Annotated in this window: 9 protein-coding genes and 1 pseudogene; 7 read left to right on the forward strand and 3 right to left on the reverse strand. The window is 50.5% G+C overall.

Going from position 1 to position 14067, the window contains the following annotated elements; all coding sequences use genetic code 11:
* The first annotated feature begins 500 nt into the window (after positions 1-500).
* From AC13DJ_RS05865 to AC13DJ_RS05885, 5 genes are read left to right on the forward strand one after another with little or no spacing between them, the layout of a single operon-like run.
* Entirely contained in the window at positions 501-1322 is an 822-nt protein-coding gene (locus AC13DJ_RS05865) for a TnsA endonuclease N-terminal domain-containing protein (protein ID WP_278351413.1), read from the forward strand.
* Positions 1306-3381: an integrase catalytic domain-containing protein gene (locus AC13DJ_RS05870; protein WP_482933006.1), complete on the forward strand. Its 2076-nt coding sequence runs from the start codon at positions 1306-1308 to the stop codon at positions 3379-3381. Before AC13DJ_RS05865 ends, AC13DJ_RS05870 begins: the two co-directional genes overlap by 17 nt.
* The gene (locus tag AC13DJ_RS05875; RefSeq protein WP_278351415.1) at positions 3378-5039 is read left to right on the forward strand and encodes an AAA family ATPase; all 1662 of its coding nucleotides are present in this window, start codon (positions 3378-3380) and stop codon (positions 5037-5039) included. Before AC13DJ_RS05870 ends, AC13DJ_RS05875 begins: the two co-directional genes overlap by 4 nt.
* Positions 5040-5044: 5 nt before the next feature.
* Complete coding sequence (locus AC13DJ_RS05880) at positions 5045-6601, forward strand: TnsD family Tn7-like transposition protein (protein ID WP_023008482.1); 1557 nt, start codon at positions 5045-5047, stop codon at positions 6599-6601.
* A complete protein-coding gene (locus AC13DJ_RS05885; RefSeq protein WP_278351416.1) occupies positions 6546-8201 on the forward strand; it encodes a Tn7-like element transposition protein TnsE in 1656 nt (551 codons plus the stop codon). The genes AC13DJ_RS05880 and AC13DJ_RS05885 overlap by 56 nt, the downstream gene beginning before the upstream one ends.
* 27 nt (positions 8202-8228) lie before the next feature.
* Here AC13DJ_RS05885 and AC13DJ_RS05890 read toward each other — a convergent pair whose 3' ends face one another.
* The gene (locus AC13DJ_RS05890) at positions 8229-8543 is read right to left on the reverse strand and encodes a HipA N-terminal domain-containing protein (RefSeq protein ID WP_023008480.1); all 315 of its coding nucleotides are present in this window, start codon (positions 8541-8543) and stop codon (positions 8229-8231) included.
* Between the two features lie 390 nt (positions 8544-8933).
* Here AC13DJ_RS05890 and AC13DJ_RS05895 point away from each other — a divergent pair, with 390 nt between their 5' ends.
* Both AC13DJ_RS05895 and AC13DJ_RS05900 read left to right on the forward strand, forming a co-directional pair.
* Complete coding sequence (locus AC13DJ_RS05895) at positions 8934-9161, forward strand: AbrB/MazE/SpoVT family DNA-binding domain-containing protein (RefSeq protein ID WP_278351417.1); 228 nt, start codon at positions 8934-8936, stop codon at positions 9159-9161.
* A 182-nt stretch (positions 9162-9343) separates the two neighbouring features.
* Positions 9344-10254 (forward strand): annotated as a pseudogene (locus AC13DJ_RS05900) (IS3 family transposase); the annotation flags it as partial.
* A gap of 38 nt (positions 10255-10292) precedes the next feature.
* On the opposite strand, the gene AC13DJ_RS05905 reads toward AC13DJ_RS05900, so the two are convergent.
* Together AC13DJ_RS05905 and AC13DJ_RS05910 are read right to left on the reverse strand one after the other, a co-directional pair.
* Positions 10293-11042 carry a hypothetical protein gene (locus AC13DJ_RS05905; RefSeq protein WP_278350823.1) on the reverse strand — a complete coding sequence of 250 codons (750 nt, stop codon included), beginning with the start codon at positions 11040-11042 and terminating at the stop codon, positions 10293-10295.
* Complete coding sequence (locus AC13DJ_RS05910; RefSeq protein ID WP_482933005.1) at positions 11030-13978, reverse strand: HsdM family class I SAM-dependent methyltransferase; 2949 nt, start codon at positions 13976-13978, stop codon at positions 11030-11032. Before AC13DJ_RS05910 ends, AC13DJ_RS05905 begins: the two co-directional genes overlap by 13 nt.
* Positions 13979-14067 lie beyond the last annotated feature (89 nt).

Genomic DNA, 14067 nt, shown 5'->3' on the forward strand with positions numbered 1-14067 from the left:
CTCTGGTTGTGAAAGAGCATGCAGGTTAGACTCGGACATGGCGTATCATTCCTCTGTTGGTTGTGATCTTGGCGGTGATCAACCAACAGGATACGCCACCCCTTCAGCCTGCTTCCATACACCAGAAATCACCATAACTCCCGGGCTATTCAGGATGAGTTTTCCGCGTTTGGTTTTGAGGTGACGCTAACGGCTAAAGAAAAAAGGGTTCGCAGCACGATTGAGTCTGCTTTTCTGAAGAAAACGTCAAGTTTGTATGACCTCGCCGTTAAGGGGCGGAAAACTCTCAAGATCAAGCTGGAGGTGGATAAGGACCCTCCGGGTGGGTTTGCTACCGAGGAGCGGCTGCTTTTACAACCTTTTTCCTTTTATACCAAATGTTTTTGTGAGATGGTAATAAAGTTGGTAACAAGGTAAAAGAGTTGGTAACTTTGGAATAAAGTTGGTAACAGACGGTCGGTGTGGCAAAGTTTGGCTATTCTCCTATGGAGCTCTCGGGAATGGCCAACTACAAACTCGACAAAAAAACTGAAAAGTGGATCAAGGAAAACCGTGGCAAAGGTAATGGTAAAGACTACCATCCATGGCTCACCGTCAGAGACCTACCCTCCGAGGGGCGTTCGCACCGGGTGATGGGCCACCTGACAGGGCGAACCCATCATTTCTTTTCTGACACAGAACTTGCGGCTTTTTTGTTAATTGAGTGGAACCCGGATGTCATCGATATCCGTGAGCAGTTTCCGCTAAGAATAGAAGACACTCTCTCACTGGCTGAACAAGCGAAAATTCCTCATCCCGCAGCAAGCGGATACCACCAGATCATGTCCAGCGATTTTTTTGTCGACCTATCCACGTCGACTGGGCCACAGAGCATGGCCATCCAGGTGAAAGTCTCATCCGACCTAATGGATCCACGAACAGTAGAAAAACTGGAAATTGAGCGTCGGTATTGGAAGCTTAAAGGTATCCCCTGGTATCTGATAACCGAGAAGCAGATGCCCTCCACTGTAATGGCGAATCTTGATCTGCTTTATTCGGCGCGAGTGCAAGATGAGAGCCTGGAGGTCCTATTTCAGAGTTTGCCGATCTATGTAAGTACGTTGGCAGATAACCCTAATACCAGACTCCCGGATATTGGAATGCTGATTGACCACTCTTACTCACTTGAGCCAGGCACATCGCTGGCTAGGTTACGGGCGATGGCAGCTTTGAGAGTATTAACGTTCGATATCTCCATCCCGTGGAACAAGCTGGTATCACGAGACCTGCATGTAGTAGAGGATATAGGGTTACTGAGGGCGGGTTATGCTGCGAATCAATGACGTCTTCAAGCTCGGGCAGGAGCGGTATCGCATATTGGCATTGGTGGGCCAACACGCTATCTGGATGAATATTGACTCAGATAAAGCGTGGCCTGAGCTAGTCAAAGCCACAGAGATCGAGCAATGGATATTGGATGAATCACTTCGCCGGGTAGAAGATCCCTACTCGGAGCTCGCCTCGCTAGCCGTTGAACAGGGCAGTAAAGCCCAAGTGATTCGGGACCAGCGGTATGAGTTAATAGCGCCTTTGATTGTTGATGAAGAAATTTATTACCGCAGTGGCAGGGGCCGGTTAGTCCAGTCTCGTAGTGACGAAACCGACAAACCCAGAAAATCGCTTTATAAAAACCTCCGTCAGTTTTGGCAGAGAGGAGCGGTGCCTAATGCCTTGTTGCCTGATTACCGAAAGTCCGGAGGAAAGGGCCAGAGAAAAGTATCCAGGAAGAAATTGGGTCGACCCCGGAAAATTTCGCCGGGTACCGGGATTACCGTCGATGGCGCCATCGGAAAGATGTTTCGTCTGATACTTGATCGCTACTACGTGAACGACAAGGGCTATAGCCTGCCGTATGCCCATCGACGATTCATCGACATGTTCGAGGCTGCTAATCCCGATGTACGGCCAGAAGATTATCCAACACTTGATCAAATCAGATATTTCTACCGCAGAGAATATGAAAACGCCGATCGGATTCGCTTAAGAGCAAACAGAATTTCCTACCAGAAAGATACAAGACCGTTAACAGGGACCGCCACAGCAGGAGTGCTGGGCCCAGGCTCAAGATATGAAATTGATGCAACGATTGCTGATGTTTACCTGCTATCGGCAGACCGGCAACGGATCATCGGTCGTCCGACTCTGTATGTGGTGGTTGATGTCTTTAGTCGCATGGTAGCGGGCTTTTACATAGGGTTGGAAAATCCATCCTATGTCACAGCCATGAGTGCTCTGACTACCTCCATGTCAGACAAGATTGAACTCTGCGCCCATTATGATCTGGAGATTACGCAAGAGCAGTGGCCAACCGTTGGGATCCCAAATGCCATCCTTGCGGACCGTGGGGAATTACTAGGGCATCAGATTGAATCCCTGGAGAAAGCGTTTGGCGTGCGTATTGAAACTGCACCTCCATATCGCGGAGATGCGAAAGGGATAGTTGAGCGTTATTTCCGAACCCTGCAAGCAGAATTCAAACCGTTTACGCCGGGTGTCGTGACAGGGACAAAAGTCAGAAAACAGGGGGGAAAGGACTACAGGCTTGATGCAACACTCACGCTGGATGATTTCACCCAAATTATGCTCGCCTCGATCCTTCACCGGAACCAATATGCCGTGCTGTCAAAGTACGACCGCGATCCGGACATGCCAAACGATATGGCGTTAACCCCTCTCAACATCTGGAATTGGGGTATACAGAATCGAACCGGTCGCTTGAAGAACGTATCGGAGCAAGCCTTGCGCATTGCTTTGTTGCCACGCCAAAAAGTTCACCTTTCTGATTTGGGGGTTAGCTGTTTTGGTGCTTATTACACGTCTAAGGAGTTATTAGCATCTGGCTGGCTGCACAGGAACGGAGATCGCAGAGTCACCGGCCTCCAGGCAGCTTATGATCCTGCAGTAGCTGATTATATTTATCTGTTCCCGGAAAAAGACGGTTCGGAATACTGGGTGTGTTCTCTAACAGATCGTTCGCGCCAGTTTCGCGGCAAGTCTATGTGGGAGTTATGGGCCAGTCAGGAAGAACAACGAAAAGCGATGAGCGTTGCCAAAGTGGCCGAGACAACCAGCAAACGGGAGTTGGAAAATCTGGTCAGCAACACTATCAAAAACGCTGAGCGTTCGCGCCCCGCCATCAATAAACAGCAATCGAAAGCCGCGACAGTCCGAGGCATACGTGATAATCGCAAGCAAGAGCGAGATGCTCAAAGAGCTGAACAAACGAAGGCGCGGCAACCTGACACTAGTAAACCGAAATCTGATGTAACCTACCTACATGGCAAGCCCGACGATGGCGCCTTCCCGGATTTTTTGGATGAGCTGTTTGGAGACGATGAATGACTTTACCTTCAGGCATGGTGAGGGCCGTTTACCAGGACACCGGGATACCGTCATATCATGGCAATCCATTGATTGAGGCTTTACCGCCAATACCAGACCGTAAACAGCTCATAGCGGGGCTCAGTGAGGCTATGGAGCTTCGACCGACAGAAGTATATCTGGACGGCCAGACACGAGTGCACATTATCGCCCAGCTTCTGGACGGTTTTTTTCAGCCGTTGGCGCGCCACATCGAGCTTGAATCAAAAATCTCGATCATGCTGCGTCAGGGATATGTGGGGCGCAATATTGCCACTGGTGAGCTTTCGGCCCACCTACAAAACGGATATGAGCGAATCAAGAGCGGAGACTTGAAGGCATTTCGCTTTGATCACGTGGAGTCGACTGCGAAAAGCCTGGTGTTTATCGGGTGCTCAGGTTCCGGGAAAACGAGCTCTCTAAACCGTATTCTGGCAACGTATCCGCAGATGATTCACCACCCGGAACACAATTTCACACAGATTGTTTTCCTGAAAATCGACTGCCCCCACGACGGTGCTCTCAAGAGCCTGTGCCATAACTTTTTCCGGGAAATTGATTCCATCCTTGGGACAGATTATGTCCGGCGCTATGGCGAAAAACGCCACGGCGTAGAAACAATGATTGCGTTGATGTCGCAGCTGGCAAACACCTATGCTATTGGCCTACTGGTCATTGATGAAATTCAGCACTTGAATGTTCGTGCCTCCGGCGGTGCGGAGAAAATGCTGAACTTCTTCGTAACGTTGGTAAACGAGATTTCTGTACCGGTGGTAATGGTCGGTACACCGAAGGCTCGACCGGTCTTTGAAACAGACCTGAGGTCTGCTCGGCGAGGGGCAGGATTTGGATCAATATTATGGGAACCCTTGCGCCAGCCTGCGCCTGAAGAAAACATAAATAAAACCGAATGGGGCGCATTCACAAAAAAGCTCTGGAGATACCAGTGGCTGAAAAAGGCCAGTGATACTATCTCGGATGATTTGAGGGATCTTTGGTTTGATCTGTCTCAGGGCATCATGGATGTCGTCATCAAGTTGTTCGTGTTGTCCCAGATACGGGCGGTTGTAACAGGCACGGAACGAATCACGCCCAATATCATGAAAAAGGTTTATCACGACGAACTGAAGCCGATACACCCGATGATGGAAGCTCTGCGTTCCGGAGACCCGAGCAAGATAGCCCAATACTCAGACCTCACGATCCCTGATGTGGATAAGAAGATTCTGGAACTCAGTGCCCTCTTGGAATCAAGTAAAGACCAGATCCGGAAATCCGTTCAGTACAACGGCAACGATCAGGCAATTCGGCTGCACAACCTGCTGGTCGATATGGGCCATGAATCAGACCTTTTGGAGCCGTTAATTCAACGAGCGTTCGAGGAGTACCCTGACTTACAGCTGAAATACCTGATGCCCATCATTCTTGACTGGTACCATTCTTCCGAAAAGACGCTACCGGTGACGGGAAAGCGAAAAATCAAATCGATTAAAGTGAAAGAATGGCACACCCTTGAGTCAGACGATTTGCGATTTCTGCACTCCCAGGCGGCAAACGAGGACGAAATGCTGGATGCCGCGCGTCAATCGGGTCTGGTTTTTAACAGCGACGAGTGGCTCGGTTCTGGTAACCAGGCATAGCTGCCATGTTGAACTTCCCGATTCCGTACCCTGAAGAGCTGATATATAGCACCGTGGCCAGGGCAGGTATTCGGAAAGGAATTGCCAGCCCCAAGGAATTACTGACCGAAATTTATGGCAACCGCAATGTTATTGCAACGCTGGATTTGCCCAATCAATTGTCGAGGATTTCTCGGTGGCTGCCCCCTGATTATAGCGTTGAAGTGATAGCCTACTGCCACACGCTATTCCCCTTGTATGCCCCGTTTATCCCGGAAGAACGCCGAAAACGGTGCCTGGCATGGATGGCTGGAAAATCTCGAGGTGCGGCCCACCTGGCGATGGGTGTCGCTGCATCGCTTGTAAAAGTGCCTGGCCGTGTTCGATATTGTCCCGGGTGCCTCAAAGAGCAACAACGTACCTATGGAGAGTATTTCTGGAAGCGGGAGTGGCAGATAGCCGGAGTGGACTGTTGTGAGAAGCACGGCGAACTCTTACATACGGCCATTACCCGCCCCTTAGTCGATCAGCACCGCTACCATGACGCTTCGCCAGCCACTTGTCCGATATTCCCTCAAAAACCTGCTCGTAACGAATCAAAGATGGTTCTGACTCAGGTTAGGGAGCTATTGGAACAGCGACCGGCCATTTCACCGAGTTATGACCAGTGGTCTTCTCACTACCACCGATTGGCTCAACAGTCTGGTTTTATTCGCGGCCAGGCTCACATTGACCATGCCGCCATTGCCAAGTCTGTTTCAGATCACTGGCCTGCGAGGTTTTTGCGCCGATATGGTTTGGGGATAGATCGGAATTCGGATTACTGCTGGCTACGAGCGATTTTCCGGAAGCACCGGAAATCCTTTAGCTATCTGCAGCACATCGTTGTTCACCAAGCGTTGATCCCTGAGTGCTGGTCTATTACCGATGTTATTGAGGGTGTCAGAGAGTTGCCCTTGCCCGTACCTCCAGAATCATTAGAGTCAACCGGAAAGGCACACATTGGGTCTAAAGATGGTTTGACGCCAGATCAGAACGACTGGATTAAAATGCTGGCAGACCGGTCACCGAAAAAGGCCCGTGTGGCGGCCCCGGCACTTTACGCCCGGTTGTATCGGTACGATCGATTGTGGCTGAAGCAGGTCAATCAAGCTCAACCACGAACACAGGTTCTTAAAAGAAAACCGAGAATTGATTGGCGGCAGCGGGACCGGCATTATTTAACCAAACTGCGGGAAATTCTCAGGTTTTTGCGTGCGGCCCCACGCGGCCCCCGGCATTCACAAACGTATTTGCTGAAACAACTGGGTAAGCTCTCCACGCTGGAAAAGGCACTCAATCGGTTGCCGCGAACCCGTCGACTGCTGGCACGTTATACCGAAAGCGTTCCCGAATACCAGGTACGGCGGCTGAGAAATGCTTGGTGGGAATTAAAGCAGGAGTTTCAGTACCCACCACGTTGGCGTTTGATCCGTATCGCCGGGCTAAGTGAAACACGACTTACAGACCAAGCACGGAAATACCTGCATGGCCTCGAAGAAAACGAAGAAGACACCAACGTTCAGGGGAATCAAGGACAATAGCCAGGTTAAAGAAATCGGCTCAATGGTTCGTGATCTGCGAAATCCAAACTGGTACATCGAGGTGAAGCTGGATCCGGCCCAAGACAAGGAAAAGTTTGGCATATCGCAGCTGGGTCTGATACCGAGGCGACGTGTATTAAATGTGACACACGCCGGAGCCTCCAAGGTCGCCGGTTATGAAAAGGGCTTAAAGATAAACAGTACCAGCACCTGGTCACATTGCCGGATAGCCGACTGTCCAATAGTCAACATTCGTAGGCAGGGAGACCGGCAACAATGGTGTTTTAGCTTTAAAGCCGGCGATACACAGTTTTTCCTGCCACAAATAGAACTGGCCCGGGCTCTTTTTTTCCATTCGGCCTATCTGACCCGCCTGGCATTGAATTCAAATGGACTAGGCGAGGAGTTCGACGTTCAGATGGGTGAGAACCCGAATAGGGCAGAGATACATATCTTGCCAAGTAGTTCTCTGCCCATGGTAGTGCGAGGTAACCCCAGCCAACGCAGAATTCTGGCGTGGCTGTTGTTGAATAAAGAGGTCCGGAACTCGTTTCAAAGCATCGCCCAATACCAGCTGACAGAGGGCGAGATTAGGAATGGGCGCCGGTACTGGCCGTTCCGTTTTGATCCTCCTCCTTTGGAAAAGGTGAAAATGAAGGTGCGAGGTCAGTACGTCAAAGAATCCGAGCTTTTCTTCGTGTATGAAATCCACAGCCTTACAAACCTGAGTAGCCAGATCCCGAGAGAGATTGAGTTCATTGATCCGAAATTCACTGAGCAAAAAACAGGGAAAAAAGGAAATTCTATAGAAAGGAGGAGATCGGATGGCCCGCCTGAGATTAATGATGACGAGATGCCAACCACGGATGCAGATGAGTATGTTCTGGACGTCCCAGAAGTAGAATTGGAGTTCTCCGAACCTGCTTATACTACCCGCAAGTCTTCGGATGGCAGACGCCGGTCTGGCTCCAGTAAGGGACAATCAGAGGAAGGCCTTGATGATTCGACCAATAGCCAAACGGATGTCAGTACTGATGAGCCAACCGTTCGGGGAGAGATACCAGTCGGCGTTCCTGATGGCATTGATGACCAAAGTGACGATTCACATCTATTCACCCGCAAATTTGAAGCATTTATTGCCATGAGCAACCTATTGGAAATCAAAGGTTGCCGAATCGTGGCTGAAGAAATGATTCCGCTACCGGCGTTGAAAGGACACTCGAAACATCGACTGCCAGATGGTAACCCAAGATACTTGCTTTACCGTGTGTTCAGATATCAAAACCAGAATTATGCATTGGTGGAGGTTGATACCGTAGACTCTGAAGCAAGACTCTCGACACTGCTTCTGAAGCAACCATCTGAAAAATACGATTGGCACTCAAAGCTTTCGACTATGGGCTGGTCGTTGGTGAAGACTTCCTTACGTTGGCCCACCAATAAGAGGCTTGAAAAGGACTTTCCTGCCGGGTTTCGTCGAGTTCCTCATCAACAAAACATCCAATCAAGACTGGGCCGAAAAGACACCGCTACATTGAGCCATTGGATGGGCCGGCTCTATTCTGTACTTGCTGATTTACATACTACTCAGTTGCCCTAGGTACATTAGCCCAATCCTGGCTTAGTGCTACTCCATAGGTTCGATGGTTACTGCCCCTGTCATATCCCGCCCATTGTTGACCAGCAGAGTGAACTCATCATCCGGATGGATTCCCTGCTGAAAACATTGCGTATGCCGTAGCCATCCCTCACTGCACAACCCACTGAAATAGGGCGGTAGCCCACCCTCTGTGACATACGGCTCTTCCCGCAGAGGAAGGCTCAAAGAGAGTATGGGGAGGCCGTTCCTGACATAGTCCCGGTCGTACTGAAACGACACCATGTTGCCTGTGCGTTCGAGTATGCCGGCGACGCGGTCATGCAGTTTAACGATGGCTTTCATATCACTCCGATAGGCATAAATTTATAGATGCCTGTGGCTACAGACTTAATCAGCGTTGGATTTGTCATGTCGGGATGCGATAGCGTACAGCACCGTTCTGGTGATGCCGACAACAATCAGTGCTGCGGCAGCCACAATTATGTGATGCATGGTGATGACCTCAAAACAAAGTTGATGAATTCAGTATAACCCGCGTCAGGGATCGAAGGTCTGGCCTGGCATTGGGTTCTTTAGTCAGCCTACATGCGTTCTGGGTGTATGTTATAGCACTGCGTATATCCTTTGCCTAAGTATCGAAACCTGTCTCAAGAAAGGCAGGTTGGTTTGGTATAGGATGAGTATCTGGGTTACATGAAGTGGTGTGCCAAGTGCTTACTGTGGAGGATAGATATGAAAAAGCGCTTCAATGAGCGAGAGCTGTTGAAGGATTTGAATGAAGACACTGTCCATGGGGATGAATTGGCCAACCCGCTTCCTCAGGAACTCGATCCGCAGGAACGCCTGAAGGGCTCCGTGAAACGGTATGAGCGGCCTTTTGACAGAGTTTGGGACGAGTTCTTCGACTCGGAAGAAGGTGTCTCTGAGGATTTCATGGACGAAAGAAATCAGCCCTTATAAACAAAGGAGAAGCCAGTTCTGATCTATCTGAAAGATGATCTGCGTATGATGACGGATTGCAATATGGAGGAAAGCTGCCAGATCTTGAAAGCGAGGAATGGTTACAAATGCAATTTGTAGTGGTTCAATGATTCCGGACACCAACGTAGGTGGTAATATCGCCGCCATAAACGAGGTGTCTGATGACCAGAAAGCGACGTTCTTTTTCTCCTGAGTTCAAGCAGGAAGCAGCCGGCCTGGTGCTGGATCAAGGCTACACGATTCCGCAGGCGAGTGTGTCCCTGGGAGTCGGTGAAAGCGCTATTCGGCGCTGGGTTAACCAACTGGCCGAGGAGCGTGACGGCGTCACGCCAAAGGGCAAGGCGTTGACACCCGAACAGCGACGGATCCAGGAGCTGGAGGCCCGCTGCAAGGGGCTTGAAATGGAGAAAGACATACTAAAAAAGGCCACCGCTCTCTTGATGTCGGACGACATGAATCGTACGCGCTGATAGACCAGTTGAGTGAGCGAATGCCTGTTGAAATGGTCTGCACTGCGTTCGATATAAGCTGTTCCAGCTACTACGAATACCGCCAACGGCGGAACCATGTGGATGCGGAGCGTCTGGCCCTGAAGGCTCAGGTAAACCGCCTGTTTACCAAGAGCCGCAGCTCTGCCGGCAGCCGGACAATCAAAGGCTTGCTCAGCGAGGAAGGTGTTGTCGTCGGTCGCTTCAAGGTTCGACGTCTGATGAGCGAACTGGGCCTGATCTGTAAGCAGCCAGGCCCTCACGCATACAAGCAGGCCACCGTTGAGCGACCGGATATCCCGAACCACCTGGATCGTGAGTTTGCGGTAGAGCAGCCCGACCAGGTCTGGTGTGGTGACATCACCTATATCTGGAGCGGCCAGCGGTGGAGTTATCTGGCTGTCGTGCTAGACCTGTATGCCCGCCGCGTTGTTGGTTGGGCGATGTCATCCAGGCCGGATGCGGATCTGACTGTAAAGGCTCTGGATCACGCCTGGGAGCAGCGTGGTCGACCGGAGAAAGTCATGTTCCACTCGGATCAGGGAAGCCAGTATGCCACCCGTAAGTTCCGTCAGAGGCTCTGGTGTTCTATGCAGGAAATTGTGCGCATACCCTTGGGGTTTCATGTTGATGTTTTACAATGGGTGTTCTCACAGGGCTCTTCAGTCTTCAACCATAGGTGATGTAAGGCAATCGGCAGGTTAGAAGTTTGGCGGCTTGCGTTAGAGCCGCGATAGTGCACGCTCGAATATACACCGTCACCATAAATGGTCTGGCCAAGTGAGGCTACACTGTTCTTGACGCGGTACTCCTTTTGCCCCGTAGCACCGTCTAGTACATAAGCAAGGCCATTAGGCAGATCACAGATGTTGCGAACATATCCCAACATAAGAGCGCGGTCTACTGCCCAAGCATAATCTTCTTTAACAAACCGGCTTATGCCCGCCTTACAGTAGGAACTGCCGATAGGGTGTGCGGAATCGATGGGTTTGCATTCGACTAGTATTGCTGCCATCGCATTGCTTCTGGTGACCAATTGACCCCGAAGCGGACGGAATGTGAGATCGGGCTGGCAATCGAGCCTGGTTCCTGTTCGATTTCGCAGGTTACCCTCTCGAACAGGGGTCTGAAAAAGTGAAAGCCCTTTAATAGACTCTGGATGATTGCTGGAAAGTTCATCCAGAATCATGTAAAGCCGCTCAGTAATGGTGTCTTCTTCTTCGCCGCAAATGGAGAATTGCCCTTCGGCGACTTCCTTGAGCAGTTGACGCCAGGCGTGAGCGAGCGCATTTTGAACTACTTCCATTAAGAATACTGGAATTTTGCATGGACCTTCAGCGTCTGTGCCCAGCCCTGTCATCAATCCACGCATTGCTGACTGAGCTCCTCTAAACGCGCCCCGTATTCCCAGACCAGATCTGATGCAAGCAGGCGGGCTTGGCTTTGTGTCCAGTATCGATAACGGTTAAGGAGCCCAACTATCAAGCTGGGCTGCGTCGAACTTAGTAAAGTGATTCGGCTGACGCCGAGACTGCTTACTTGTTGGATCCAATTTTCAGGAAGCTCAAGTGGTGCTGATCTCCCCTCCAATGTGATGGAAATAAAGCGCCACGGGAGGGCTGCCTTGATATTATTTAAGAATTGTACTTGCACCTGATGGCCGCCTGCACCAAGTACCCCAGCCAGTTCTTTTTTCAAACAAACGATAAAAGCCTGAGCTTGTTCCTCTTCGGTCTTCGCCAACCCTTTGTCGCGAGCTGATGCGTAGGGGGCATTTACCATGAGAGTATCCGAAAGAACCTGCTGGTCGGTAGTCGACAAACCATAGAGCTGGCCGACGGTGTAATCGAGCGACGGCCAATCGGGATGGTTACTAATCAGACTCTGCGCGCAGGTTTCGATGGATTGGCGCTGATCTGTTGATAGATTCTCTGGTGGTATAAAGGGTAGGCGGTTAATATCCAACTTTTGCTGTGCTTCTCGTTCAACCCCAAACTCTCCGCTTGTCATTAACGTGAAATACTCAAACAGCTTACTGTGAAGCAATACCAGCAGGTAGTGTGTAAGGAAGCCTGATAATGGATGGCCCGATGCAGAGTACCCATAATAAGATTCAGAAAATGCAATGTCACTAGTACTGAGGAGTGCTCTCCCTCTAGCGCGATCTTCGCGCAAAGATTTTCTTACCAGCAATATAGGTGCCTTATAGACTTCTGGTGACCTAGCGCGGTGAAGTCCTCGTGGGGTATAGCGACTAAGTTTTTTATCCAATACCAAAAAAGGCTGTAGGTTGTAATTTGCGTGTAACTCTGGCTTTCCCACAAGGAAGCTATCGTCTTGGGCACCACCTGCCACTTGAAAACCTTGGCTTTTGTAAAGGCCTGAGCATTCCTCCCAATAGTCGCCAACAGTGCATTTTGTGTGTTGTTTAATCTTTTCTATGATGGCGAGGTCCAGCACAGTGCCGCGATACAAGGTTTTTAGCGCAGCCGGATTGGCATTGACCAGATCAAAAGCGACCGGAGTGGCGTCACTAGCATCGACTCGCAACAGACCCTTACCGTTCAGGTTTGGTTCATAATGTGGGCTAACGAAGATAAACTGATTATCTGGCTCTGGCAGCTCATTGTCGGCAAACAGTAGGCAGAACGGCTGATCTACACTTGGCCAGACCCGGGTTTGCCTCAGTGCAGCACCATTCAGGATACCCGTTATTTTCAGGGCATCGAATATCGCATTGCGAGCCGCAGCTCCCTTTTGAGATTGTTTGAACAGCCAGCGCCCTGCCAATGCCAAAGCAATGCGTCCACCCGGCTTGGCCCAAGCCATGGCCCCCCAAACAAAGGGCAAGTCGGGAACGCCATCTGGATTATGGTAAGACTTGGCAATTTTATCCAGACCGCGTTGTGCAGCTACCTCTCTACACCTCTTGGTAAAAATCCGTTCAATGCTTCGGTACTCCTTGGTTAAACTGGTCCAGGGCGGATTGCCAATGACGAGGTCAAAGGCATGCTGGTAGTGATCAAACACGTGATCACCCAAGCTGCCTGCCATAGGCACTAGCTTGTTACTGTTAGATTCCGGGTCAGCAACGTTGATGAGAACACTGCTCTCAAGTTTCTTGAAACGCAGCTCTTCAAGTGGTGCGGGATGTGGATCAAGTTCAAGGGCCGTCAGGTATAGGGCTAATGCTGCAAGCGTGCGGGCATGACTATTGGTATCGAAGCCAACCAGTTGTTCATGAAGCATGTCTCGAATTTGTTGGCGCGATGGTCGTTTGCCAGTTTCGCGAAAGCGTAATTCCACTAACTTACGCAGTCCGGCGACTAGAAATACGCCGGCCCCGCAAGCAGGATCCAGTAGCTTCGAGTTTGAGCCCTCCGGATATGCGTGGAAGGCTTCTTCCACCATGTATTCGGCAATGTGATAGGGCGTGTAGTACACGCTCGTGGCGTGACGGGCGGATTGATCGAACCGATGAATCAGTTCTTCATAGGTTTCACTTAACAAACCAATCGGCAGGTGATCGAAATCAAGATCCCCCCAATCGAGCCGCTGTTGTGACGCGCCGGGTTCAATGGCGGTATCAAGGGTCATTATAGCGCTCAAAGGTTGAGTGACACTTGGCCCGTGTTGTTGAACTAATTGGCGGAAATAAACGGCGTAATCGGTAGTGGGGAGAGTTAGAAGGTCGCCATTGAAGGTTTTATCGAGCCAGTGATTAGTCTCTGCCAGTGCTACATCTGTGCCCATGCACTCTTTCAGTGAGTTGGCACTAGGAGCGATATCGGCCAGATTCTCGGGGAGCACAATCTTTCGACCTATCAAGTAGCGTAGAAACAGTGCTCTACCCGTGAGTGCTATCGCCTCGTGAGTTGATACGCCAAGATCGCGCAGCGCTTCGCCTGCATCGCTCATCAAATCGAGAAGGACATCACGCAGGCGCAGAGTAGCAGGCGCTACGAAGTCCTCACCCTGAGCAAGTCTGGGAAGAATGCTTGGTGCATCGTTGGAATCGCGAGAAAACCAGACTGGGGTCGTGTCTTCTGAGGGGCGCAGATCGGTGGCGTAAATATCCAGTCGTCCCGGTTTCAATATACCCAACCAAGCCGGCTCACCCCGCATGGCAAGAATTTTTTGGAGATCGCGAACGGGTAACACGTCATCTCGAAAATGAGTTTGGTCGACGACGTATAGCAGCGCCTGGACCTGATGTTCAACAACATAGTCAACCAGCGGGCGTTCTCGATTCCGATATAGATCTGTATACCTCAGACAACGAGCATCCAGGTTGTCGTGCAGATCCACACAACTCTCGTTAGGTGCACCGAATTCCTGTAACAAATTCATCGTTGCTGCCCTGATGCGATGTTTGTGATCAAGGGTAGCTCTCGTTG

This window comes from Marinobacter sp. L-46 (assembly GCF_056859535.1).

Excerpts from the sequence above, each read along its gene's own strand:
- AC13DJ_RS05875 (WP_278351415.1), top strand. The coding sequence starts at position 3,378 with ATGACTTTACCTTCAGGCATGGTGAGGGCCGTTTACCAGGACACCGGG.
- AC13DJ_RS05865 (WP_278351413.1), top strand. The coding sequence starts at position 501 with ATGGCCAACTACAAACTCGACAAAAAAACTGAAAAGTGGATCAAGGAA.
- AC13DJ_RS05870 (WP_482933006.1), top strand. The coding sequence starts at position 1,306 with ATGCTGCGAATCAATGACGTCTTCAAGCTCGGGCAGGAGCGGTATCGC.
- AC13DJ_RS05880 (WP_023008482.1), top strand. The coding sequence starts at position 5,045 with ATGTTGAACTTCCCGATTCCGTACCCTGAAGAGCTGATATATAGCACC.
- AC13DJ_RS05890 (WP_023008480.1), bottom strand. The coding sequence starts at position 8,543 with ATGAAAGCCATCGTTAAACTGCATGACCGCGTCGCCGGCATACTCGAA.
- AC13DJ_RS05905 (WP_278350823.1), bottom strand. The coding sequence starts at position 11,042 with ATGCGTGGATTGATGACAGGGCTGGGCACAGACGCTGAAGGTCCATGC.
- AC13DJ_RS05885 (WP_278351416.1), top strand. The coding sequence starts at position 6,546 with ATGGCCTCGAAGAAAACGAAGAAGACACCAACGTTCAGGGGAATCAAG.
- AC13DJ_RS05895 (WP_278351417.1), top strand. The coding sequence starts at position 8,934 with ATGAAAAAGCGCTTCAATGAGCGAGAGCTGTTGAAGGATTTGAATGAA.